Annotated in this window: 24 protein-coding genes; 1 reads left to right on the top strand and 23 read right to left on the bottom strand. The window is 51.4% G+C overall.

Annotated elements, in window-relative coordinates; genetic code table 11:
* Positions 1–180: 180 nt before the first annotated feature.
* From rpsO to tsaB, 21 genes are all read right to left on the bottom strand, one after another.
* Positions 181–450: a 30S ribosomal protein S15 gene (rpsO, locus tag RIC29_10335; GenBank protein MEQ8735310.1), complete on the bottom strand. Its 270-nt coding sequence runs from the start codon at positions 448–450 to the stop codon at positions 181–183.
* A 20-nt stretch (positions 451–470) separates the two neighbouring features.
* Positions 471–1,400, bottom strand: a complete 930-nt coding sequence (truB, locus tag RIC29_10330; GenBank protein ID MEQ8735309.1) for a tRNA pseudouridine(55) synthase TruB — start codon at positions 1,398–1,400, stop codon at positions 471–473.
* Positions 1,390–1,839, bottom strand: a complete 450-nt coding sequence (gene rbfA, locus RIC29_10325; protein MEQ8735308.1) for a 30S ribosome-binding factor RbfA — start codon at positions 1,837–1,839, stop codon at positions 1,390–1,392. The genes truB and rbfA overlap by 11 nt, the downstream gene beginning before the upstream one ends.
* 39 nt (positions 1,840–1,878) lie before the next feature.
* Positions 1,879–4,395: a translation initiation factor IF-2 gene (gene infB / locus RIC29_10320; protein ID MEQ8735307.1), complete on the bottom strand. Its 2,517-nt coding sequence runs from the start codon at positions 4,393–4,395 to the stop codon at positions 1,879–1,881.
* A 63-nt stretch (positions 4,396–4,458) separates the two neighbouring features.
* Positions 4,459–5,127 (bottom strand): RNA-binding protein, encoded by a 669-nt coding sequence (locus tag RIC29_10315; protein ID MEQ8735306.1) that lies wholly within the window; start codon positions 5,125–5,127, stop codon positions 4,459–4,461.
* A gap of 2 nt (positions 5,128–5,129) precedes the next feature.
* On the bottom strand, positions 5,130–6,710 hold the full coding sequence (nusA, locus tag RIC29_10310) for a transcription termination factor NusA (protein ID MEQ8735305.1): 1,581 nt from the start codon (positions 6,708–6,710) through the stop codon (positions 5,130–5,132).
* 31 nt (positions 6,711–6,741) lie between these two features.
* Positions 6,742–7,233: a ribosome maturation factor RimP gene (gene rimP, locus RIC29_10305; protein MEQ8735304.1), complete on the bottom strand. Its 492-nt coding sequence runs from the start codon at positions 7,231–7,233 to the stop codon at positions 6,742–6,744.
* 150 nt (positions 7,234–7,383) lie between these two features.
* Positions 7,384–8,160: a tRNA (guanosine(46)-N7)-methyltransferase TrmB gene (gene trmB, locus RIC29_10300; protein ID MEQ8735303.1), complete on the bottom strand. Its 777-nt coding sequence runs from the start codon at positions 8,158–8,160 to the stop codon at positions 7,384–7,386.
* Complete coding sequence (gene metK, locus RIC29_10295; protein MEQ8735302.1) at positions 8,090–9,262, bottom strand: methionine adenosyltransferase; 1,173 nt, start codon at positions 9,260–9,262, stop codon at positions 8,090–8,092. The genes trmB and metK overlap by 71 nt, the downstream gene beginning before the upstream one ends.
* A gap of 188 nt (positions 9,263–9,450) precedes the next feature.
* A complete protein-coding gene (locus RIC29_10290) occupies positions 9,451–9,885 on the bottom strand; it encodes a helix-turn-helix transcriptional regulator (GenBank protein ID MEQ8735301.1) in 435 nt (144 codons plus the stop codon).
* Positions 9,886–10,128: 243 nt separating this feature from the next.
* Positions 10,129–11,733: an apolipoprotein N-acyltransferase gene (gene lnt, locus RIC29_10285; GenBank protein MEQ8735300.1), complete on the bottom strand. Its 1,605-nt coding sequence runs from the start codon at positions 11,731–11,733 to the stop codon at positions 10,129–10,131.
* A 6-nt stretch (positions 11,734–11,739) separates the two neighbouring features.
* Positions 11,740–12,642 (bottom strand): hemolysin family protein, encoded by a 903-nt coding sequence (locus RIC29_10280; protein ID MEQ8735299.1) that lies wholly within the window; start codon positions 12,640–12,642, stop codon positions 11,740–11,742.
* Positions 12,635–13,171, bottom strand: a complete 537-nt coding sequence (gene ybeY, locus RIC29_10275) for an rRNA maturation RNase YbeY (protein ID MEQ8735298.1) — start codon at positions 13,169–13,171, stop codon at positions 12,635–12,637. The genes RIC29_10280 and ybeY overlap by 8 nt, the downstream gene beginning before the upstream one ends.
* A complete protein-coding gene (locus RIC29_10270; protein MEQ8735297.1) occupies positions 13,168–14,172 on the bottom strand; it encodes a PhoH family protein in 1,005 nt (334 codons plus the stop codon). Before RIC29_10270 ends, ybeY begins: the two co-directional genes overlap by 4 nt.
* A gap of 17 nt (positions 14,173–14,189) precedes the next feature.
* The gene (gene miaB, locus RIC29_10265) at positions 14,190–15,611 is read right to left on the bottom strand and encodes a tRNA (N6-isopentenyl adenosine(37)-C2)-methylthiotransferase MiaB (protein ID MEQ8735296.1); all 1,422 of its coding nucleotides are present in this window, start codon (positions 15,609–15,611) and stop codon (positions 14,190–14,192) included.
* Positions 15,612–15,663: 52 nt separating this feature from the next.
* Complete coding sequence (locus RIC29_10260; protein ID MEQ8735295.1) at positions 15,664–16,479, bottom strand: lysophospholipid acyltransferase family protein; 816 nt, start codon at positions 16,477–16,479, stop codon at positions 15,664–15,666.
* Positions 16,476–17,288, bottom strand: a complete 813-nt coding sequence (locus RIC29_10255) for a GNAT family N-acyltransferase (GenBank protein MEQ8735294.1) — start codon at positions 17,286–17,288, stop codon at positions 16,476–16,478. Before RIC29_10255 ends, RIC29_10260 begins: the two co-directional genes overlap by 4 nt.
* Before the next feature lie 147 nt (positions 17,289–17,435).
* Positions 17,436–17,867 (bottom strand): Fur family transcriptional regulator, encoded by a 432-nt coding sequence (locus RIC29_10250; protein ID MEQ8735293.1) that lies wholly within the window; start codon positions 17,865–17,867, stop codon positions 17,436–17,438.
* A gap of 150 nt (positions 17,868–18,017) precedes the next feature.
* Positions 18,018–18,449, bottom strand: coding sequence for a MucR family transcriptional regulator (locus tag RIC29_10245; protein ID MEQ8735292.1), 432 nt, complete (start codon positions 18,447–18,449; stop codon positions 18,018–18,020).
* Positions 18,450–18,628: 179 nt separating this feature from the next.
* Positions 18,629–19,081 (bottom strand): ribosomal protein S18-alanine N-acetyltransferase, encoded by a 453-nt coding sequence (gene rimI / locus RIC29_10240; GenBank protein ID MEQ8735291.1) that lies wholly within the window; start codon positions 19,079–19,081, stop codon positions 18,629–18,631.
* Between the two features lie 31 nt (positions 19,082–19,112).
* A complete protein-coding gene (tsaB, locus tag RIC29_10235) occupies positions 19,113–19,775 on the bottom strand; it encodes a tRNA (adenosine(37)-N6)-threonylcarbamoyltransferase complex dimerization subunit type 1 TsaB (protein ID MEQ8735290.1) in 663 nt (220 codons plus the stop codon).
* Positions 19,776–19,852: 77 nt separating this feature from the next.
* Here tsaB and ddpX point away from each other — a divergent pair, with 77 nt between their 5' ends.
* Positions 19,853–20,413 (top strand): D-alanyl-D-alanine dipeptidase, encoded by a 561-nt coding sequence (gene ddpX / locus RIC29_10230; GenBank protein MEQ8735289.1) that lies wholly within the window; start codon positions 19,853–19,855, stop codon positions 20,411–20,413.
* Positions 20,414–20,421: 8 nt separating this feature from the next.
* Here ddpX and RIC29_10225 read toward each other — a convergent pair whose 3' ends face one another.
* A complete protein-coding gene (locus RIC29_10225) occupies positions 20,422–21,672 on the bottom strand; it encodes a heme biosynthesis HemY N-terminal domain-containing protein (GenBank protein MEQ8735288.1) in 1,251 nt (416 codons plus the stop codon).
* A gap of 3 nt (positions 21,673–21,675) precedes the next feature.
* Positions 21,676–23,539: mitofilin family membrane protein (locus RIC29_10220; protein MEQ8735287.1), on the bottom strand; the 1,864-nt coding region annotated here is incomplete at its 5' end.

Here is a 23,539-nt window from a genome sequence, read left to right as displayed (position 1 = left end):
ATCAGCACGCTGTCATCAGCCCCCTACAGGCAGCGGTATGTGTAATTGATAAAATTGACCTTCCGCTGCGCGCCGGCAATCAGCGTCAACCTTACCCGGCTCATCCGGGTTCGGCCGCTGTTATCTCCGACTATGGTAGGCCAGTTCATTTGAGAGTTCGGTACGCGAGATCGCAACCGATTAACGCCTGAGACCCAGGCTTCCAATCAGCGTTTCATAACGCTTCTGAGATTTCTTTTTTACATAGTCCAGCATCCGGCGACGCTGTCCCACCATCATGAGAAGGCCACGCCGCGAATGGTTGTCTTTAGCGTGCGTTTTCAAATGGTCTGTTAGGTTCTTAATGCGTTCACTTAAGATTGCGACTTGTACTTCCGGTGAACCGGTGTCTCCGTCTTTTGTGGCATATTCTTTTATAAGCTCTTGCTTACGGCCTGCTGTAATCGACATCGTGTACTCCTTAAATCACGTCAGGTGTTAAAAACACGAACAGGCTTTAAGAGCCCGTCCGCAACGGTGGCCACCGCAATCAACCTTTCCCCACAAACCGCCTGAACGGTTGCGCCCGGCGTTAATCCGCTTATAGGGGAGCGGTTGGCCACGGAAAAAAGTGAAATAGATTGTCCGTGGCGCATACGGCGGGCCTCTTCGTCCGTCAGGGCCAATGCCGGGATGTCGTCCAGCACGGTCGCAACGGGGAGAAGGACCCCAGAGCCGGCGGCTTTATGCCCTAAAGACTCCAGTTTATCCAGGGAAATCGCGACTTTTTCATCAAATGGCCCACAGCGGGTGCGTCGCAGTTGAGAGACATGCCCACAGGTTCCAAGCGCGACGGCCAAGTCTCTTGCAAGCGCCCGAACATAGGTGCCTTTGCCGCAGTCGACCTCGAAAACATCATGATCAGGGGGCAAACCCAGTTCTAGCCGCACAAATCGGTCGATATTTACGGTTCGGGGTTCAAGATCAACGTCTTGATCTGCGCGCGCTAAGTCGTACGCGCGTTGTCCAAAAACTTTAATGGCTGAGTATTTTGGCGGAATCTGAAGGATTTTACCGCAAAAGCTAGGAAGTAAATTCTCAATGTCTGAAGGGGTAGGGCGATTTTCAGACCTAGCTATAACATCCCCTTCACGGTCATCTGTGGCCGTTGTTTCTCCCCATTTTACTTCGAATCGATACGTTTTGGACGACTCCATAGCAAAAGAGACGGTTTTTGTCGCTTCGCCAAAGGCGATCGGCAAAATGCCTGTTGCTAAAGGATCAAGCGTGCCACCGTGACCAGCTTTAGACGCGTCCAAGAAGCGCCTTGCCTTACCCAAGGCCTGGGTCGACGTCAGGCCAAGGGGTTTGTCCAGGGCTAACCAGCCGGATATGGGCTGTCCCCGTTGTTTACGTGCCACTTTGAGAGTCTACCGGTCCATTCTCTTCGGCGAGCGAGTCGTCAGGATTGTCTAGAGCTTTGAGATCGCGTGCGACGTCAGGTCGATGCAATAAATCTTCAATGTGCTGTGCTGTATCAAAAGTACTGTCCGTTGCGAAATGAAGCTCGGGAACATGGCGTAAAGGTACGCGATGGGCAATTTCTCGCCGAAGAAACGATTTTACCCGCGCCAGTCCCTGCAGCACGGGAGTCATGTCTCCGCCGCCTAAACGCATCACGTAAACTGTGGCGTGTTTTAAGTCTGGACTTGCCTCGACCTCTGTCACAGTCAAAGTGACATCAAGGAGATCAGGGTCCCGAAAAGTTTCCCTTTCAATGACCTGTGCCAGCGCATGACGCAGGGCTTCTCCAACGCGCAATTGCCGCTGACTTCGCGGACTCGCCTTGTTCTTTGCCATTTGAATTCCTAGTGACCAGCGTAAAATGCCGACCGTGAACTATAATTCAATTTCGACTTGTTCAAGCTCAAAGCACTCAATCCGGTCATTAACCTGGATGTCTTGATAGTTGGCAAAAGCTGCGCCGCACTCAGTCCCTTCGCGGACTTCCTTCACATCATCCTTAAAGCGCTTGAGTTGCGATAGATCGCCTTCATGAATAACGACGTCGTCACGCAAGAGCCGCACTTTGCATCCGCGTTTGATCGTGCCTTCTGTGACCAAGCAACCTGCAACCTTACCAACTTTCGAGACGGCAAAGACTTCTCGAATATCTGCATATCCCAAGAAGTTCTCGCGATACTTAGGTGACAATCGCCCAGAGAGAACGCTCTTAATGTCATCGGCAACGTTGTAGATGATCGAGTAATACCGGACATCGACGTTATCGCGTTTAGCCAGCTCTCGTGCTTGCGTATTGGCGCGTACATTAAACCCAATAATGACAGCCTTAGATGCTACGGCGAGGGTAATGTCAGACTCGTTAATGGGTCCGACAGCACCATGAATGACTTTGACGTGAGCGTTATCTGTGCCAATTTTTTCCAGCGTGCCAGTCAAGGCTTCAACAGAACCTTGCACGTCGGCTTTAATAACAACAGGTAAATCTTCGCTTTCACCAGCTTGAATCAAAGCAAACATTTGTTCCATTGTGCTGCCGCTGCCGGCCGTCAAGTTGTCACGTTTCTTGCGGGCTCGGAAATCGGCAACTTCTCTAGCCCGCGCTTCCCCATCAACGACGATAAAGTCGTCGCCAGCCTGTGGCGTTCCATTAAAGCCTAAAACTTCAACAGGGGCAGATGGTAATGCCGATTTAATTTGTTTTCCTTGATCATTAACCAGGGCGCGTACCCGGCCCCATTCTGCACCGGCGACAAAGATGTCACCCACCTGAAGTGTCCCTTTTTGAACCAAAATGGTTGCAACAGATCCTTTGCCTTTTTCCATCTTTGCTTCAACAACAACGCCTTCAGCGGCACGATTAGGGTTCGCCTTAAGGTCAAGAAGCTCTGCTTGTAGCTGTATTGTTTCAAGCAACTTATCGAGATTTAGCTTTTGTGTTGCTGAAACTTCGACAGTCAGAGTTTCGCCGCCCATTTCTTCAACAACAACTTCGTGGTTCAGCAGTTCTTGACGCACTTTGTCGGGGTTGGCCCCTTCTTTATCCATCTTATTGATAGCAACAATAATGGGCACTTCAGCAGCCTTGGCGTGCTTAATAGCCTCAATCGTTTGCGGCATGATTCCATCGTCGGCTGCAACAACAAGCACAACAATATCGGTTGCCTGAGCGCCACGAGACCTCATAGCTGTAAACGCTTCATGACCCGGTGTGTCTAAAAACGTGAGTTTTTTATTGCCGTCTATGCGCACTTGATAAGCGCCAATATGCTGGGTGATTCCGCCGGCTTCGCCAGAAACAACATCTGCTTTGCGCAACGCGTCCAACAATGATGTTTTACCGTGATCAACGTGTCCCATCACGGTTATAACGGCCGGGCGGTCTTCTGTTGCGTCTTCATCATAAAAATCGTCACTTAGGCCCGTGAGCACATCATCTTCGGAAACGCGTCTAATCGTGTGCCCAAATTCCTGGGCAACCAGTTCTGCTGTATCGGCATCAATCACTTCATTGATCGTCGCCATAATTCCTAGTTTCATCAGGGTCTTAACCACATTAGCAGACCGCTCCGCCATACGGTTAGAGAGTTCCTGAACCGTAATGCTCTCCGGAACAGTGACTTCACGCACAATCTTTTCTGACGGCATCGCCGTTTTTTGCTGCTGCATTTGTTTGCGGCGCTCTTTTTCTTGAGCGCGGCGCAATGCTGCCATTGAACGTCCCCGCTCAATTTGATCGTCACCCTCAAGCGCGGCCGAGATTGTCAGCTTGCCAGACCGGCGCCGTTGCTCTGCACTCTTTTTAGCTGGAGCCTTGTGCCCGGTCTTTGCCTTTTTATTTTCTGACTCTTCATCTTTGTCAGCTATGGCAGGTCTGCGATTGGCTACCGCAGCTTTTTCTGGCTCAAGGGGTGCAACGGGTTCAATCGGGACGTCTACGACCGGATCTGGAGCGCTCTCAATAGCAGGCTCCTCTTCTACAGCTTGCTCTTCAGCAGGCTCAGCGTCGACTTCGGTTTTTGCTTCGTTCTCACGTTGAAGCTCAGCCTTTGCAAGGCGCTCTTCTTCGAGCTTACGGTCTTCTTCTTCTGCGCGCTTTGCATCTTGCAGCACCTTCAAGCGGTGCGCTGTTTCTTCTGCGCTCAGTTTGCGTTGAACCGCATCAGCAGCTTTTTCAGCGCTTGGCTTTTTTAGTGTTCCAGGCGCTTGAGATTTAACTTCCTGTACTTTGCCGTCAGCGCCCATCTCGAATTGGCGTTTGCGTTTGCGCTCGACTTGAACGACTTTCGTCCGGCCATGCGAAAAGCTCTGGCGGACCTGTCCAGTCTCTACCGTCTTTTTCAATTCGAGCTTGCCACGTCCTAAGCTCAAAGGTTTTTTTGCTTCGTCGGCCATACCGTTTTGTACCATTCTGTTTTGGGAGCCCATGCTCCCCTCAGTCTAAATCTTCTTAAGTTCTCAGTCGTCTTTCTGTGGCTTTGCCACGTTGGCGACGCCATAGTATTTTTTTGACTCTGCCGCTAGGCTGGTCGTTAATTTGTCTGACAATAGACCAACATGCACGGCATGATCTCGTCCAACTGCCTGTCCCAACTCGGCGCCAGTAAAGGCATCTATCACCTCTGCGCCCGGCGCCATTCCTGTCACTTTTCGCCGCCCACCTTCCGCGCCATCACTTGCTTCCAGAATTAGCGCGGTCTGACCAGCGGCTGCCTGAGCACGAACTTTCTCAAATCCAACCGCAACCAAGCCAGCGCGGCGTGCTAATCCGAGGCGATCAAGACAACGGCGCTTGAGACTGGTTGCAACATGATTTACCAAGCCATCCGGCACTTGAACTGATCTTCGGGCAGCCCTTGAGAAAAGACGCTTAGAAGTTGCCTTCTCTATCATATCTCGCTCTGGGCTTAACCACAAACCCCGACCCGGCAGGCGCCCCGCCACATCAAATACGATCTGTTCATCGGGCCCAACGACAAAACGCAGCAACTCAGCCTTAGCGCGCTGCTCACCGCTGGCAAAACACGTCCGCAGTGGCCCAGAGTCAAACGCTGTTCCCTGGTTGGTGTCGTCAGGCTCGTCTGAGTTCACGACGTTTTCGTCCGATGAAGTGGCGTCAAAAGTCACGTCTATTCGGTATCCTCGGCAGACTCTGTGTCTTGGGATTCTGCTTCACCTGCTTCGGTGTCTTCATCCTCAAACCAGTGCGCTCTCGCGGCCATAATCATTGTGTTAGCATCTTCCATAGACATAGAACCCACGCCAAGAATTTCGATGAGTTCATCAGAGGCCAAATCAGCGAGATCGTCCCTGGTTTTAACACCCCCTTCGCCAAGGGTTACCAACATCGCCGTGTCCAGACCCTCGATACCTGCATTGAGTAAATCTTCTGCAACACCTAAATCGTTCAGTTTGGTAATGACTTTCTGATTTTCTTCTTCGATGAACGCTTGGGCACGCGCTTTGAGTTCTGTGGCAATGTCTTCATCGAATCCTTCAATTCTTGTCAGCTCATCTTCGGGGACGAAAGCTACTTCCTCCAAAGACGTAAAGCCTTCGGTGACGAGAAGATGAGCAATCACTTCATCTACATCTAAGCCGTCAATGAATGCCTGACTACGGCTGTGGAACTCTTCTTGCCGGCGCGCGCTTTCTTCATCTTCTGTCAGTATGTCAATCGTCCAGCCTGTAAGGTGAGAGGCAAGTCTAACGTTCTGACCGCGTCTGCCGATAGCCAACGACAATTGGTCATCTGGAACAACAACTTCAATCCGGCCAGAGTCTTCGTCTAGCACCACTTTGCTAACCTCGGCTGGAGCTAAACCGTTCACGACAAACGTTGCTGGATCTTCATTCCATTGGATAATATCGATTTTTTCGCCCTGAAGCTCTGCGACAACCGCTTGGACGCGACTGCCGCGCATACCAACACATGCGCCGACAGGATCAATTGATGCATCTTTAGAAATAACCGCAATTTTGGCGCGGCTACCTGGATCCCGGGCAACGGCCTTAATCTCGATAATGCCGTCATATATTTCTGGTACTTCCTGAGCAAACAGCATCGCCATGAACTCGGGGCATGTACGGGATAAAAAGATTTGTGGTCCACGCGGTTCTTCACGAACATCAATGATGTATGCGCGCACGCGATCGCCATTCTTAAAGTGTTCGCGTGGAATAAGCTCATCTCGACGCAGCAAACCTTCAGCTCGGCCCAAATCAACGACAACGTTCCCAAACTCAACACGTTTAACGAGCCCGTTAATAATTTCACCGACGCGATCTTTGTACTCTTCAAACTGGCGCGCACGTTCCGCTTCCCGAACACGCTGAACAATAACTTGTTTGGCCATTTGTGATGAAATGCGGCCAAAATCGATTGGCGGTAGTGGGTCAATCAGAAACTCACCGACCTCTGCGTCCTTTTTCTTTCGTTTGGCCTGTTCAATTGTTAGTTGGGTGTTCTCGTCTTCAACATCGTCTTCTTCAGCCATTACTTCCAGGTAACGGGCCAGTCGAATCTCTCCGGTTTTGCGGTCAATGGATGCGCGAATATCTTTTTCTTGACCATATTTTGAGCGGCCAGCTTTTTGCAAAGCCTGCTCCATAATCATGAAGACTTCCTCACGCTCAATCGACTTGTCGCGCGCAACAGTATCCGCGACTTGAATCAGTTCTGGGCGGGGCATCGCTATGCTATCGGACATGACTTACTTCTCACCTTGTACGTATTTCTATTCAGTTACTGTGCGCCGTTGCGGCTATAAGCGCGTCTGTAAGAACCAACTGCGCGCGATCTATTTCGGATAGTGGCAGCGTTATTTGCTCACCATCTATCTTGATGACAACTGTATCCGATGGGTTGAGACCTTCCAGCAGACCTTTAAATTTTTTACGGCCTTCAATCGGGCGTCGTGTTTGTATTTTTGCTTCAAAGCCGACGTAAGTTACGAAGTCTTTCGGCCGTGTTAATGGGCGATCAATACCGGCTGAGCTGACTTCCAAATTATAAGCGCCCTCTAATGGGTCTTCGATTTCAAAGGCATCATTTAGAGTGGCGCTTATGGCTGCGCAATCATCTATGTTGATCAGACTGCCATCGGCACGGTCTGCCATCACCTGTAGTGCTCGACGTCCGCTTTCACCGGTTACGGCAACGCGGACAACCTCAAAGCCCATGGCTTCAAGGGTCGGTGCAATCTTTTCTTCGAGCCAGGTCAGGCGTTCCATATCGCTCGCGACGTTGTTTATCGGAACCTGAAGCCGTGGGAATGGGTATTCCACAAACAAAAAAAGTGGGCCACCGGCCCACCCCTCAGGTCACTCGACATGTGAAGTTGTGCCGTTCATATAGTCGGATTCTCACATTCTGGCAAGGCATTAGCCTATAACGCGGCGAAACGTGAGATACATTGGGGTGCGGCCCTGCGTGATTGCTTTTTGTTCATAACGCGTCGAGAAGGCATCGCCTGGCGGGAATCGCCAATCTTTTGCTCGGTTCACTTGCCACTGGAAATTTGGATGAGTCGGTATATGTCTTAAGCACCACCGTGCATAAACGGGATGATCCGTCGCAATCCTTAACTCTGATTGCAAAGGCATAATGCGAGCAAGTTCATCCAAGGTTTGCCGGTTAACAAATCTGCGTTTGGCATGGCGCGTCTTCGGCCAGGGGTCAGGATAGAGTAGAAAAACACGCTCTACGCTGGCGTTTTGCAGCAAAGGTAAGAATTCCCTCGCATCATTGTCGAGTATTCTAATGTTTTCGAGTTTGGCATCTATTCTCTGCTGCAATAGTGATGCAATGCCATTTTCAAAAACTTCTGCACCTATAAAGCCGATCTCTGGATGCGCGCTCGCTTGCGCTATCAAGTGTTCGCCGCCGCCGAAGCCGATTTCAAGCCAAACCCGCTCCACGGGAGGATTAAAAAAGACCCGAGGATCAGTCCCTGTCTCCAGCGTTTTCAACTCAATACGCAGATGCGGCAGGTCTTTCTCCAGGAGATCGCGGCGAGCATTCCGCAGCGCCTTGCCCTTTCGTCTGCCAAACAGTTGAATCCGGTTTTGAAGTGTATTTTGTGGTGAACTAGACACCGAACGCAGATTCGAGCGCTTCCACCAAATCCAGACGTTCCCACGAGAACCCGCCGCCACCATCAGGCTCGCGCCCAAAGTGACCATAGGCCGCTGTGCGCGCATAGATTGGCTTGTTCAACTTAAGGTGCTCGCGGATCCCACGGGGGCTGAGATCCATCAGTTCCTGTAAAACGTCGGCCAGCTTTGCTTCTTCAACTTTTCCAGTGCCTTGGGTGTCAACATAAACCGATAACGGCTTAGATACACCAATGGCGTAGGATAATTGGATCGTGCAGCGATCTGCTAGCCCTGCTCCAACGACGTTTTTAGCCAGATATCTGGAGGCATATGCTGCTGAGCGATCAACTTTGGTGGGATCTTTTCCAGAAAAAGCGCCGCCGCCATGCGGGGCCGCACCACCGTAGGTATCAACGATAATCTTGCGTCCTGTTAAGCCGCAATCCCCGTCCGGTCCACCAATAACAAAACGACCGGTCGGATTCACATAAAACGCATCATCTGGGCACATCCAACCCTCAGGGAGTACACGCTCCACGTGGGTACGAACCAAATCCCGGATTGTGTCCTGGTCAACGTCCTCAGTATGCTGCGTTGAAACTACGACCGATGTTGCGCCAACGGGCTTGCCATCTCGATACTGGAGACTAACCTGGCTCTTTGAATCAGGCCCTAGAAACGGTGCATCTCCTGAATGCCGCGCATCAGCGAGAGATTTTAAAATTTGATGCGAATAATGAATAGGCGCTGGCATGAGTTCTGGCGTTTCAGTCACCGCAAAGCCAAACATAATGCCCTGGTCTCCAGCGCCTTCATCCTTATTACCAGCCGAGTCCACGCCCACAGCAATGTCGGCCGATTGTGCGTGAACGTGACATTCCACTTTCATCTCTTGCCAATGAAAGCCGTCCTGTTCGTAGCCAATGTCTTTTACAGCCTCGCGCGCGGCGTTAATCATCATTTCGGCGGTAACAGACTCGGGGCCGCGTACCTCCCCAGCGAGAACAATCAGGTTGGTCGTGCACAGTGTCTCCACCGCAACTCGGGCTTCGGGTTCGGCGCCTAGAAAAAGATCAACAACTTCGTCAGAAACGCGATCACTGACTTTGTCCGGATGGCCCTCGGAAACGGACTCGCTGGTAAATACATATTCAGACAGAGACACAAACAGGCTCCTTAAACGAAAATTGGATAATTCAAGACGTGATAAAAGTGGACCGGACGTACCGGAACCCCTCAAGTTTTGCAAGTGGCTGCGTTGTTATCGCATTTTAGAAAATATGATGGGCACATGAAAAAAGCCCTGTCTGATGTGACAGGGCTTTTAGCAAAATTGGACAGGCGGAACTATTGTTAGTCGCCCAGGTTAAAAGCCTCCTCGGCCGATGCCAATGACTTGGCCAATTCATATATACGGCGGCGCACGTGTGGGTCCGTAATTTTGTAATAGGCGCGCACCAACTCTAGGGTTTCGCGTTTGGTCATGGGGTCGGCGTCTCTTTGTTCAGGCTCTTCAGTACGCTCTGTCAGATTGCGTGGGCTTGCCGCCTGCACGTCGTCTTCCATATCTTCAAAGAAATAAGAAACAGGACAGTCTAGAACACGGCTTAAATCCCATAACCGGCTGGCTCCGACCCGATTGGCCCCACGCTCATACTTTTGGACTTGCTGGAATGTTAGTCCAATCGCTTCTCCAAGTTTCTCCTGGCTCAGACCAAGCAATGTTCGTCTCAGGCGGACGCGGCTGCCAACGTGAACATCAACAGGATTTGGTTTTCCCGAGGGCATACGACCGCGCGATGAGCGGCCTCCAAGTCCATCCAGATCTTGTTTTTCTGCAAAACCCATTATTACGTCCTTTGTTTCAGTCCCTAAGTTTGCCAGTGCTCAAGCCCAAAATAGGCCGAAAATTAAGCATTTTCAGCACTTTTGCAGCCAACACGTCTAAAATCACCTACTAAACGTTGTAAAAGCATAGCACGAAAACTACTTTTTACTCAAAACTTTTTGGGTGCCGGCACGCAGAAATGTCTAGAGTTCGACATGAACCTTGTATTTTTGCAGATCATGTCGAGAGATGAATAAGGCTAGGAACCCAATCAGGATTATGATGATCAGTGTTGGATAGTGCCCGAACCGAGAAAATGGCGTTGGCGCAAGATCTGTTGGTAGCGGACTGTCCAGCACGCCCTTCTGCCCTAAAGGCAGGCTAGAGCGAATCCGACCATATCCATCTATAACAGCGCTGATCCCTGTATTGGCAACGCGCACCACCGGCAAACCTTCTTCAACAGCCCGCATCTGCGCGGTTGCGATATGCTGATAAGGTCCGCTTGAGGAACCGAACCAGGCATCGTTGGTCAGGTTAAAGAGCCATTTTGGCCTCTTTTCTGGGTTGGTCACGGCGCCAGGGAACACGATCTCGTAACAAATCAAAGGGCTAAATGCCGGCAATCCCGGCAAGGCTATGGTCACTTTACCTAAGCCAGGAGTGAATCCTATTCCCCCCGTGAATTGTGGAATAGGAATTAGGCTCTGAAGCGGCGTGTACTCTCCAAATGGTACAAGGTGAGACTTGTCGTAAACGGCAGCAATTTTACCGCTGCGCTCAACAGCAAAAAAACTATTGTAGGCTGTGCGCGTTGTTCCCTGACCTTCAATCCGCGGCGCCCCTGTTAAAACCAGACCTGAGGGTGGCGCTGCCTGGGCTGTTACTTGCAATGCGCTGTCTGCAAGATTTAAAGGAAACGGCACGGCTGTTTCGGCCCATAAAACATGGGTTATTCCGACCGCATTTTCGGTGCTCATCCGAACTTGTTCGTATAGGTGTTTTTCTCTTAAACCCGGAAGCCACTTGTCCGCTTGGGCGATATTGGGTTGCACCAATCTCAATCTGACATCGGGGACTGATGTATCGTTAGTTTGGTCAAGACGGGCGGCACCATAAACTGCCGAGGCTATCAGTGGTGCATGGCAGAGTGCGATGATGAGCAATCGCGTCATTTGCCTCGTTTTGTGTACTGATAGCAGGCTGGCAGAAGCGGCCAGGACTGTCACAAAAGAGAGCCCGTAGACACCCATCACGCTGACGCTTTGAAGAACAGTTGAAACGTCCGTCCAGCTGCTCCCAATTGGATTCCATGGAAAACCGGTTAGGAACCAGCCACGCCACCATTCAATGAATGTCCAGATGATTGCGAAAACCCACAGCCGACATGTTGTTTGCAGAAGGCTTGATGCTCGACTCGTCTGTGTTGTTCCAATAATCACGACTCTGGTGACGAGGGCGACGATCCCTGTGTACAGAGCAAACCCCGCTGCAAGGGCTCCGATTGCGGGAACGGCGAGCGCGGCAAAGGTCTCTGCATCTACAAAAAAGGCGTTGCCAATCCATCCGAAGCCGGTTGTGAAATGGCCAAGCCCAAACGCCCATCCGATGAGGAAGGCACCACGATAAGTCTTGGCGCTTTGGACTAAAAAAAGAAACAGGGGAAGTGAGACCCACAACACAGGCCAAACATGCCACGGCGGCATCGCTAAGGTCGCAAGAGCTCCAAGGCCGCACGCAAGCCCAGCTCTAAGCGCCGGGTGGGCTGTCTGTAACAGGTGAAGAGGCGGCGCCGCCCAAAAAGTCACGTTCACTCAATCTACGGAAGGGATGTTGCGTATCCTCAATCGGCGAATACGACGCGGGTCAGCATCGGCTATTTCGAATTCAACACCATTTTCGTGGGCGACCAACTCTCCCCGACTGGGAACACGCCCAGCAAGTCGAAAAACAAGTCCACCTAGCGTGTCGTACTCATGCATTTCTTCGTCGGTGAAGACATTCCCGTAGCGCGCAACAAAGTCAGCCAACGTGACACGTGCATCTGCGATCACAGTGCCGTCGGCACGATCTGTCAATTCCAGATCTGTATCCTCATCGTGCTCATCAGCGATATCTCCGACGATTTGCTCCACCAAATCCTCAATTGTAACAAGCCCGTCGATACCACCATATTCATCGACCACCATAGCCATATGGGTGCGCTTCATGCGCATTTCTAAAAGCAAATCCAGCACCCGGGCGTTGGGTGCTGCAAAAATAACGCGCCGCATTGGCTTGGATAAGTGCGCTGCCGCTTCAACCGAGGAATTCTCTCCTAAAATCGCTCCGGCGAGGTCTTTGATATGCACCATACCAACTACTTCATCCAATGATCCGCGGTAAACAGGGACTCTCGAATGACCCTGCTCAACCAGCAGGGCGACGACATCAACCACAGGTGTTTCCAGTTCCACAGAGACGATATCTGCCCGTGGAACCATGATTCTTTCTACAGTGGCGTGGCGCTGCTTCAAGACGTTTGAGAGAAGGGCGCGTTCGTGTTCGTCAATGGCGTCATCGGTGTCGGGCTGATCTTCGATCAGCTCCTCAATCACGTCTCTAACCGAACCCGTATCTGAAGTCCCTAGCGGCAGCCATGAGCGCAACCGTTGGAAAAATGGCGTATGTGTATCGTCGCCATTACGCTCAATCTCTGATCGTGTTGTCTCAGTCATTGCTTTTGCTATTGGTCGTATAGGGATCAGGCAAGCCTAGCTGGGCCATGCACTCTATTTCCAAACGTTCCATTATCGTTGCGTCATCCTCACACTCATGATCATACCCCAAAAGATGAAGAACGCCATGAATCACCAAATGCATCATATGCGCGTCTGTTTTCTTGTGGTCTCTGTTTGCCTCTGAGCACACGGTTTGCCAAGCTAAAATAATATCTCCCAGGAGGACTTCAGATCTAGGGTCTGGGGTTTCCAGGTCGCCCGGAAAGGACAAAACGTTGGTTGGTTTGTCTTTGCCAAGATGTTCTTTATTCAGCGCTTTAATCGTATCGTCATCGCTAAGCAGAATGCTGACTTCAACGGGACTGGTCAAAGGTTTGAACAGAATGTGGCCGGGATCTAAGGCTTTGCGTCCCCGAGACCAGGCGCTGCGAGCCGCTTTACGGCATAATATTTCGGCCTTGGGAATGCCAGAACGCCAGTGTTCTGTGTCCATGCGCACGACAGTTCGCAATCTTGCCGCTGTCATGGCGTCGATTTACGCTCCCGGTTTCCAACAGATGTTCCACCGCCGTTTTCTGGGGGTTTAACATTCAGCTTTGAGTCACGCGCGTCATATGCGGTGACGATGCGGGTCACCAAGCCATGTCGAACAACATCTTTGTGAGAGAAGGTTACCCGGCCAATTTCATCAATACCCTCAAGAATATCGAGAGAATCTTTTAGTCCGGACTTTACGCCCAACGGCAAGTCGATCTGGCTTACATCTCCGGTCACGACGATGCGTGAATTTTCCCCCATGCGGGTCAAAAACATTTTCATTTGAACCGGTGTTGTGTTCTGCGCTTCATCTAAGATCACGAAGGCGTTTGATAATGTTCGACCCCGCATAAAAGCCAGAGGGGCAACCTCAATCTCGCCGGATGCCAGTAGTTTTACCACCAAGTCGCCTGGCATCATGTCATACAATGCGTCGTATAAGGGCCGCAGATAGGGATCAATTTTGTCACGCATGTCGCCCGGAAGGAATCCGAGCCTTTCTCCGGCTTCTACGGCTGGTCGCGATAGGATGATTCTATCCACTTGACCGGCCAGTTTCATTTCAACGGCTTTGGCGACGGCGATATAGGTTTTTCCTGTTCCCGCCGGACCCAGGGCAAAGACCATCTCTTTTTTTTGTAGCGCGTCAAAAAAGGCAGCTTGCCCTGATGACCGAGGCCGCACATGTCGTTTGCTGGTGCGGATGGCCAATTCGTCCTGGTTTGCCGCAGACGGTTGTCCCCCCTCTGCTAAACGTGCCGCACCATCGACGTCTCCTTTGTCAATAACGTGCCCCGCCTCAAGTCGACCGTACAGACTTTCCAAGGCTTGGCGCGCCATTTCAGCGGTTTTGCTTTGCCCTTCAATCGTGACCGTATTGCCACGGGTGTGAAGCGTAACGCCTAATCGACTCTCTATTTGATCCAGGAATGTATTGTTCGGGCCGTACAGTTGTTGAATAAGTCCATTGTCGTCGAACTTACATGTCACACTTGCGTTTGACTCTTTCAATGCGCGGATACCTTGGTTGTCTCAGACTGAGATGAGAACGCTGTTGGGGACTTAACAATCGACGCAGATAAACTATTCGAAATTGAGGCTTCTATCTCTGCCATCACGATCATACCCTGAGATGTTTCCGGGGCATCAAGATGTATGGGTTGTAGGTATGGGCTACGGCCAATCATTTGACCGTCATGGCGACCCGGTCCGGTTAGCAGTACGGGTAGTGTTTGACCAATACAGGCTGTGTTAAAAGTCTTTTGCTGCTGGGCAATTAAGGATTGTAAGGCTGAAAGCCGCGCAGATTTTATGTCTTCAGGCACTTGATCTCCGTTTTCGGCGGCCGGCGTGCCAGGGCGGCTGCTGTATTTAAACGAAAACGCCTGGGCGAATTGAATATCTTCGATCAAAGTCATGGTGTCTGCGAAGTCTGCATCAGTCTCACCAGGAAATCCAACGATGAAATCAGAGGACAAAGCAAGATCTGGCCGTCCTGAGCGAAGGAGCTGAATAATACGATAATAATCGTCTCGTGTATGGCCACGATTCATGGCGCTGAGAATGCTGTTAGACCCGGACTGAACAGGAAGATGAAGGTACGGCATAAGCGCAGGCACCGTTGCATGTGCATCAATAAGATCATCATCCATATCGCGCGGATGAGATGTCGTATATCGAATCCGGTCCAGGCCGTCGATCTCTGCCAAAGCCCGAATCAGCCGTGCCAGTGACCATGTCCCTTTGTCCATATCACCATGATAAGCGTTAACGTTCTGCCCCAGCAGGGTGATTTCACGAACTCCCTCGCGGACTAATCCACGCGCCTCTTCCATCACGGCATTTGCAGGACGTGAATATTCCGCACCGCGGGTGTACGGGACAACGCAGAACGTACAGAATTTATCACAGCCTTCTTGGACCGATAAAAATGCTGTAGGTCCGTCGGCGCGTGGCGGTGGTAAATGGTCAAACTTGGTATCCACCGGGAAGTCTGTATCCAGCACGGCCCCGGCGCTGCGATGAGCGCGGGCAATCAATTCTGGCAATCTATGTGTGGTCTGTGGCCCGAGAACGATATCCACATAAGGCGCACGTTTAACCAGCGCCTTCCCTTCGGCTTGTGCGACGCATCCGGCAACGGCGATCAACATCGGGTCTTTGCCAGCTTCCCGGTCTGTTTTAAAGGGTCTTATGCGCCCTAAATCCGAAAACAGCTTTTCAGCGGCTTTCTCTCGAATATGGCAGGTGTTGAGAACAACCAAATCTGCCCCTTCAGGTGTGTCGCTTTGCTCGTATCCGAGTGGTGCAAGCACATCGACCATACGGGCAGAGTCATAAACATTCATCTGACATCCATAAGTCTTGATGAATAGCTTTTTGCGTCGCAGCGGAGCGCCGGATAAGTTGGGGGTTTGGTCAGCAGGCATAGAACTGCTCTATACCGCCTCGCCGTTGGGAAGGCAAAGCCTGAAGTTATTGTTATGCAAGGGGCCGTCCAGACACCAACCGTGCAAAACCTGATCGAACGGCCAATTCTGTTGTTTGGGCAATAGACCTGCGATCCATATTTTCTGACATTAAAAGTGGGGGCAAAAAGGCGATCTCGATTGTGGTACGGCCAAGTTGCAAAAAGCGCCAAACGTGACTGGAAAGTGACATGTCGCCGTACCATGCGAAAAACGAACGCCACCCGACCCCTGTTGGCAAGCCATTCAGGCGTGTGTAGGCAATGGCAGAAGGTTGAATCATAACCTTTTTTTCGCCATTCATGGCGTCAGCGACGGTAAATAAGGCGCTCTTAAAGGGCAGCGGCCTATTCCCGTCACCAGATGTTGCCTCTGGAAAAAACAATAACATGCGATCTGCCTTTAGCCGGTGTGCCATGTCTTGACGCGCTGCAAGGGCCTTGCTCCGCCGCCGATCAATAAACACTGTATCCGCCAATTTAGCCAAGCCGCCAATCACAGGCCACTGTGCCACTTCTGCTTTTGAAACGAATTCTAGTTCAGCGACCGCACCGTAGGCGATGATATCGAGGTAAGAGATGTGATTGCTGGCGATCAGCAATGGCCGCTGGGTTTGTGGCAATCCGTGGGTAATAACTTCAATTCCGAGAATTTTGCACAATCCGCGATAGTATGCGACGCGCAGTGGGGCGGTTTGTATGCCAAGGGGCCAGACGATAAGGCGAGCGATCAGAGCTCCTAATGTCCAAGGTACAAAAGCGATCATTCTTGAGATAGCGAGCAGTTTTCCGCCCCCAGCGGTTGGCAACGTAATCGCAGCAGCGGTCAAGAAGCTTTCCTGAGCACAGACTCTTGGGTGCGACTGTCGAGGGCGTAGTGGTTCGCGTATCTGTCTGCGATCCGGTCTGTCTGCACAACGATGCAAACATCTGTCGTGTTGAATTGATGGTCTATCACTGCGCCATCACCAACAAACGCCCCTAAACGCAAATAGCCTTTTATCAAAGGCGGCAGCTGGGCAAGGGCTTTTTTAGGGTCAATAAGATCAACCGATGTTTGCTTAAGAGAACAATAGCGTCTCTCAACGGCTCTGGGCCTTAAGTCATCAGGCGCAAGATGATTGTGGTAAAGATAAGACAAGGGCTCCGCTATTGCTGATATATCTGTCCCCGGAAAACTCGCGCAACCAAACATCAGATCAATATCATGCGTCACAATATATTCGGCAATACCGCGCCAAAGCAGTTGCATGGTGTGCCGCGTTCTAAATGAGGGCTCAACGCAACTGCGACCCAACTCCATAATTTCACCACCGTTGGATCTCAGCGGAGATAAATCATACTCATCGGCGGAATAAAATCCGCCTGCAGCATCTGCATGGCTCCGTCGCATAAACCGGTATGTACCAACGACGTTGGACTCATGGGGATTGCTGCGATCAATAACAATCAGGTGGTCGCATACATCATCAAATCTATCGAAGTCTGATCCACGCGCTGCCATTTCTGGCATGGGGTGGGCACCCATTTCTTCATAGAAAACGCGATATCGCAAACGCTGTGCGGCTTCGATTTCAGAACGGCTCGCGGCCAATCGAATAATTTGGTTTCCAGAGATGACAGGCTTAAATACGCCCATTTGGTACTCGTCTGGTCAGGATGAAGAAGACCTTATCTAATAAGTAATATACCAGAACACACTAAGTTATGTCGCGTGACGTTTTTCGACAGAAGATATGACGGTTTCGTGTCTCTGGCATTTTCGATGTCAGCCAGTTTGTAAGCTCTAAGACGTTTCTGTTGTATCGTCAGGCACAGCATAAAGTTCAAGGCGATGATTGACCAATTTATAGCCATGCTTTTTAGCGACTTCTTTTTGCAGTCGCTCAATCTCTTCATTGCGAAACTCAATGACATCTCCTGATCTAATATCGATCAGGTGATCATGATGAGTGGATGGCGATTCTTCATAACGCGCCCGCCCATCACCAAAATCATGCCTGGCGACTATGCCAGCTTCTTCAAACAGGCGCATGGTGCGATAGACGGTTGCAATGCTAATTCTTGAATCTTCTTCGGCGGAGCGGCGATGGACCTCCTCAACGTCGGGATGGTCGTCGGCTGCGGATAAAATGCGCGCGATGACACGCCGCTGCTCGGTCATTTTCATGCCCTGCTCGACGCATCGAAGTTCTATAGCTGAGGTTTCAGTGTTCATAATTTGAGCGCGCGTTTAAGGGTCTCTTTGTAAGTAGGCATCGACAATTCGCTTTCAAGGCTACTTTACCGGTTGCCCAAGTGCAGTCTAACCACAAGGCTGTTCGGTGAAAAGAAAAGCTCGACAGTTATTTACGGATTTTCTGCGAGGTTATTTCCTAGCCTTTCCTTTTTTGGCCTCAGGATTCGTGCCCAGACCTATTTTCTTAGCCAATGATGACCGATGTTTAGCATAATTTGGGGCCACCATTGGGTAGTCTGGCGCAAGCCCCCATCGTTGCCGGTAATCCTCAGGAGACATTCCATACGCTGTATTGAGATGACGTTTGAGCATCTTGAGCTTTTTTCCATCTTCCAGGCAGACGATGTAATCTGGAGTGATCGACTTTTTTATACTCACAGCTGGTTCTGGAAGGGCTGGGTTTTCGATATTTGAGCCGATACTTGCGAGAGTTGCGTGCACGTTCTTAATGAGTCCTGCAAGGTCATCTTGTGCAACGGTGTTATTGGCCACGTAAGCGGCTACGATCTCACTTGTCCAAGCCAGAACGTCCGAATCTGTTGACGCGCGCGTTGCTGTCATTATGAGGTTATGCCTTTCAATAGATTTTCAGAAAGTGATGTATAAAAGTCCCAAATATATAGATCAATAAGTAAAAAAGTGATTTTTCTACTTTTATTGTAATAAATAAAAAATATTAGATTTCATACATCAAAAAACATTTTTCAATAAAGGCTTGAGTTATTGAATGTTGTCAGTTTCTAATCCCTATTAAATGATTTATACATCAGAATAGCATCAACTGCATCGCCGTTTCTTGCGTAATACCCTTTGCGTTTTCCTGAAATGTGAAACCCAGCTTTTTCGTAGAGTGCCCGTGCGGCGGTATTATCGGCAGCAACTTCCAAATGCATACCTGCCGATCCTTGTGCCTGTTCTCTGTCTATCGTCGCAGCCAGAAGGCATGTGCCCAAGCCTAAGTGCCGGTTTGTTTTTGCAACGGCCAGGGTGAGGATTTCAGATTCATCAGCAACGCCGCGGCAGAGAATGAACCCAAGTGGGTTTTTGTCGCAGACGATCCACCCATAGGTCCCAGGATGCTTCAACAAATCGGCAAAAGAGTCTTTTCGCCATGGCATGTCAAACGCGTCGTGGTGAAGCGCGGCCAACACTTCAACATGATTATAATCAATAGAGATTAAATGAGGGATCATAATCTGGCATTTGCCAGGAAGGCCGCCTTACTCATGGTCTGAGTTGCCCGCCGTTGCGAGGTATAACGGCGTCTGGTGGTCGGATATAAACTGGACGTGGTCCGACTTCTGGAGCTGCCCGATCTGCGGCCATGGCGGCCAGGGTCACAACGTTTACACTCTTTACATCAGCGATGTCGTGATGTTGTTTCATGTGGCTTGAAACGAGTTTTGCAGCGTCACCAGCGATCATCCAGTTGTCGCGCTCTAGCTGCGCCGCTGCATCTTCGGGGAGCAAGCAGGCCGGGCTCATAATTTGCTGGCCGTTATTATGAAAACAATGCAGGTAAACTTCTGCCCGCCGCGCATCAATCACCACAGCGATTGCTTTGTTTGTTCCTTGCCGGGCTTGTGCTGCGATAACCTCAGTTGTTCGGATGCCAATAACAGGGATGCCTGTGCCAGCCCCTAATCCGCGCGCGGTCGCCAAACCGACCCGCACGCCAGTAAATGAACCGGGACCTATAGTCACGGCCACCCGATCTAAGTCGGCATACGTTATGGCGCTTACCTTTAAGGCATGCTCAATCGCGGGCAGAAGCGCTTCAGCTTGCCCATGCACCATCATCTTGGTGGTTTCTGAAAGCACTTCGTTGTCTTGCCAGACGGCAACAGAACACGCTGACATGGACGTATCAAAGGCTAAAACCCGCATAGATCGTTCCTCTAAGTCATGTGTTGAGGGAAAATAGGGTAATATGTGCCATTCGCCAATCCACAGAATAGTGCCCCATGCTCGTTGAAATCACGCCCCCTCACTTCGATGTCGATCTTGATATCGCTTACGCAACGCCGAAAAACTTCACAGGCCGAGAAATCTATGCTCGTGCGGGCTGCTATCTGCACGCAGATGCGGCTGAACTCTTGGCCAACGCTATTGATTTGGCGAAGCCACTTGGACTGAGGTTGAAAATATTCGATGCGTTTCGCCCGTCTGAAGCACAGTGGCTTTTATGGAAGCATACGCCTGATCCAGATTTTTTAGCAGACCCTCGTCGTGGGTCACCGCACTCCATGGGCGCGGCCATAGATCTGACGCTTGTTGACCAGAACGGCACGGAGTTGGATATGGGCACACCTTTTGATGACTTCACGCTTAAGTCACATCACGGCAGCTTGAATATTTCAGTCACAGCCCAACGCAACCGTGCGGTTCTGCTGGGCCTTATGACAGCAGCAGGATGGGACTTTTTTCGAAATGAGTGGTGGCACTATCAATTGTTTAGCCCGCGTGGCCGCTACCCCGTTCTGAGTGATAGCGTGTTGCCCCGCTCGATGATGTCTAGAGGCTAAGAGCCTGGTTAATAAGATGGCGACAAAAGGTCTGCTGCGCTGGCCGGTGGTTGTACGTCGTTTTTTCCGGGTTTTGATTCAAGCGCTAAGACCAAATATTTTGTAGCGGCCTTTGTGTCACCGTTTTCGCCGAGCTCAACCTGAGCCATGAGGGCTGCAGCACGTGACCGATAAGGCGCAGACGTTGTTTGATCTAAAAGCGGCTCAAGTCGACTGCGCGCCTGGCCCCAAAGCTCTGCCTTAAATGAGCTTTCAGCCTTAGCCAGACGGCTTTCAGGGTGCTCTGCGTTGCCTGAAACCAGAGCTTCAACGCGGCTGGCCCGCGCCAGGGCCGATTCTCCGGGGGCTAATTCTATGTATGCCGCAAGCATTGAAGGGTGTGGGCTAAGCGCCCAAGACTTTTCGAGTTCTGCCGCAGCTTTTTTACCTTTGCCAGTCGCATTCAGAGCGCGCGCAAGGACGGTAGCGGCGGGCGAATGGATAGCATCTGCGGTCAGGGCCTGACGCGCCAACTTAATCGCCAAGTTAAAGTCTTGGTTGGCAAGCGCCGCAGCAGAAGCGTGGGTGTAAATGGCGGCCTTAAGACGCGGTACATCTGCGATAGAGAAGACGCTATCTAGGTCTTTGCGTTCTGCAGTTGCCGCGGCTTCTTGCCAGCGCGCCAGCGCAATTTGAAGATCAAGCACGGATTTAACGGCCCAGCGCGGCGGGTTTTTTCGGCTTAAAGCCCGCTGTGCTTGGCTTAGAGCGCCCTCAAAATCCCCTGAAGCTTTTGCCGTCTCTGTAAGATCACGTAACGCAGCAAGTTCAGTGATGGGGTCGGTCAATAATTCCCGCGCCTCCGACGAGGCTCGATTGGAGTCACCGATCATCAAGGCTGTTTGCTCTTCGAGAAGACGCACAGCTTGATGTTCTCCTAAAGCCGCCGAAGCGTCTCGAGCAGCTTTTTGGGCGCTGGCTTTATCCTCTCCTCTGACCGCTGCAAACCCTGCGGCTAAAGCCGCAAGACCACGGTTGAGGCGTTTATCTTTGCGCGAGTCTTTGAATGCTCTTCCCGCGCCTACTAAAACACTCCATGCGCGAATGAGAAAGGCCCCAATAATCAGTAGAGCAATAATCATCACAAACAGAACGGCAACCGAGGTGTTAATACGCCATCCCAACCAGTCCAATGTGACGTTGCCTGGCTGGTTTGCAAGCCAGACAGCAATCGCGACGGCAATGGTGAGTCCAAAGACGTAGAGGATAACTTTTACCATCGTCTAGTTTTCCGTCTGCGCACGGGGGGTCGCAATGTCTCGTCCCGAATTCATGTGCGCGATCGCTTTGGTGGTCAGGTCATTAAGGGCCGTCTCAGCGGCGACCAGGGCTTGCGCATCCCTTAGCCATGGGGCCAGCGTATCGCTCGATAGGCCGCTTAATTCCTCCGCTGTCGCGACTGCGGCTAAGAGATTTCCATCGTCCAACGCGCTTTGAATGCGGTTTATAACGGCACCAACGGTCGCGCTTCCATCATCTTCCAGCCGTCGGACGTTGACCAACGACAAGACTTGGTCCAACGCGCGTTGAATCCAAGAGGCTGAGTTTGTGGGCAGCAGGTCTGCGCGCACAACTGCTGGTGCAATGCGCTCAAAGCGGTCTTTTATTTCTGCCCGCGTTGCAACCCCGCTTTGCTGATGCTGGCTGAGCGCTGCCGTTTCAAACGCAACCCGCTCGGTTTTGGCTGCAAAGGCGTTGACGGTTTCCAGTTCTAATCCGTAGGGGCGACCGTTAGAAACGGCGTCCTGCAATTGCGACACAGAAAGCAAGAGACCAATCGCGCTGGATTGCTCATTGACCAAGGTGCTGGCCGCCGCTTCAACCTGTGTGATTCTGGCGGCCAAAGTTAGCACCGTCGCTGCATCAGCACTGCGATCTTCCAGCCTTGCCACGCGTGTTGACACGTTTTCCAGCGCGGTCGCATTTCCTAAGGCTGCTTCCACAGTTGCAATTCTGGCCGTAACTGTCGCCAGTTGCTGGGCTTGATTGGCAACCGCGCTGCTCAATGCCGTTACAGACTCGGCGGAGATGTTTGCGCCGACTGCTTCTGTCGGCCTGACGTTAGCTCGCGTCTCAATGTTCCTGAGGCGTTGTTGCAGGTCGGCTATAATCGAATCTGTTGCAGTGGTGTCTAGCGGCACAGTCGTCGGGGTGGATTGAACCGTTCTTCGCAGTGCGGCGATCTCTGTTTCTGTCGTCGCCAATCGCTGTTGCAGCGCCATGATATCTTGTGTCACCGAAGCTGAGACTTGACTGCTTGGTGGCCGTAGCTGTTCGGGAACCCACCCTTGCACCAGCATTGGCATGCGACCGTACCACCAGGGCATGGTGCCAAATAACCCGGCAATCACAACAATGAGCACTATGACGATCGTGATAAAACGGCCAAAGCTGTTGGACGGCTTCGCTATTTGCTTTGGTGGTGTTGGCCCCCGCTCGGTCCCCCGCTCGGTCCCCCGCTCGGTCGTTGATGGAATGGGCGCGTCAGGTATCGGGTCCACATCGGCATCAGCGCTCTTTTTCGGTTTTCGCTGACTCTGCGTGCGACTGGTTTGAGACCGCAGGTCTGCTGCATCTTCCGCCATCAACTGTGCTGTTCTGCCCGTCTTAAGGGGGTCTAGCTTTGCTCGGTCTTGTTGCGGTGCATCTTGTGCGGGTTGATCTTGCACGTTTCGCTCCGTTTCTTGTGCGGAAATTTTGGTCTCGTCTTTTGCTTGGGCCATGGAATCAGATGGCTCCTTTTTATCGCTGCTGATGGTAGCCGGGTTTTTGATCTGTGCCAGGGTATTTGTGTCTGGTTCCGAAAGTGTTTCTAACTCATGTTTGGAGTCAGAGACATGTTCGAGTTCTGCTGCTTTATCAGACGGCTTATTATCCTCGGGCTCAAGTTTCGGGTCCTGGTGTTGTAATAGCTCTTGCACTGGTTCAGGGGCTGAGTCAGCCGTTGTTAGCGGCTCAGGTTCCGGCTCAGGTTCCGGCTCAGGTTCCGGCTCAGGTTCCGGCTCAGGTTCCGGCTCAGGTTCCGGCTCAGGTTCCGGCTCAGGTTCCGGCTCAGGTTCCGGCTCAGGTTCCGGCTCAGGTTCCGGC

This window comes from Rhodospirillaceae bacterium, assembly GCA_040219235.1.
Classification (GTDB): Bacteria; Pseudomonadota; Alphaproteobacteria; order Rhodospirillales; family Rhodospirillaceae; genus WLXB01.
Note: the sequence above shows the minus strand (reverse complement) of the source record. Positions and strands in the feature narration are given on the sequence as shown.

Bases quoted from the DNA above. Each gene is read 5' to 3' on its own strand.
- rpsO (MEQ8735310.1), bottom strand. From the start codon at position 450: ATGTCGATTACAGCAGGCCGTAAGCAAGAGCTTATAAAAGAATATGCC.
- rbfA (MEQ8735308.1), bottom strand. From the start codon at position 1,839: ATGGCAAAGAACAAGGCGAGTCCGCGAAGTCAGCGGCAATTGCGCGTT.
- infB (MEQ8735307.1), bottom strand. From the start codon at position 4,395: ATGGCCGACGAAGCAAAAAAACCTTTGAGCTTAGGACGTGGCAAGCTC.
- nusA (MEQ8735305.1), bottom strand. From the start codon at position 6,710: ATGTCCGATAGCATAGCGATGCCCCGCCCAGAACTGATTCAAGTCGCG.
- rimP (MEQ8735304.1), bottom strand. From the start codon at position 7,233: ATGGAACGCCTGACCTGGCTCGAAGAAAAGATTGCACCGACCCTTGAA.
- trmB (MEQ8735303.1), bottom strand. From the start codon at position 8,160: ATGGTGGCGGCGGGTTCTCGTGGGAACGTCTGGATTTGGTGGAAGCGC.
- RIC29_10290 (MEQ8735301.1), bottom strand. From the start codon at position 9,885: ATGCCCTCGGGAAAACCAAATCCTGTTGATGTTCACGTTGGCAGCCGC.
- RIC29_10280 (MEQ8735299.1), bottom strand. From the start codon at position 12,642: ATGACTGAGACAACACGATCAGAGATTGAGCGTAATGGCGACGATACA.
- ybeY (MEQ8735298.1), bottom strand. From the start codon at position 13,171: ATGACAGCGGCAAGATTGCGAACTGTCGTGCGCATGGACACAGAACAC.
- miaB (MEQ8735296.1), bottom strand. From the start codon at position 15,611: ATGCCTGCTGACCAAACCCCCAACTTATCCGGCGCTCCGCTGCGACGC.
- RIC29_10255 (MEQ8735294.1), bottom strand. From the start codon at position 17,288: ATGGGCGTATTTAAGCCTGTCATCTCTGGAAACCAAATTATTCGATTG.
- RIC29_10250 (MEQ8735293.1), bottom strand. From the start codon at position 17,867: ATGAACACTGAAACCTCAGCTATAGAACTTCGATGCGTCGAGCAGGGC.
- RIC29_10245 (MEQ8735292.1), bottom strand. From the start codon at position 18,449: ATGACAGCAACGCGCGCGTCAACAGATTCGGACGTTCTGGCTTGGACA.
- rimI (MEQ8735291.1), bottom strand. From the start codon at position 19,081: ATGATCCCTCATTTAATCTCTATTGATTATAATCATGTTGAAGTGTTG.
- tsaB (MEQ8735290.1), bottom strand. From the start codon at position 19,775: ATGCGGGTTTTAGCCTTTGATACGTCCATGTCAGCGTGTTCTGTTGCC.
- ddpX (MEQ8735289.1), top strand. From the start codon at position 19,853: ATGCTCGTTGAAATCACGCCCCCTCACTTCGATGTCGATCTTGATATC.
- RIC29_10225 (MEQ8735288.1), bottom strand. From the start codon at position 21,672: ATGGTAAAAGTTATCCTCTACGTCTTTGGACTCACCATTGCCGTCGCG.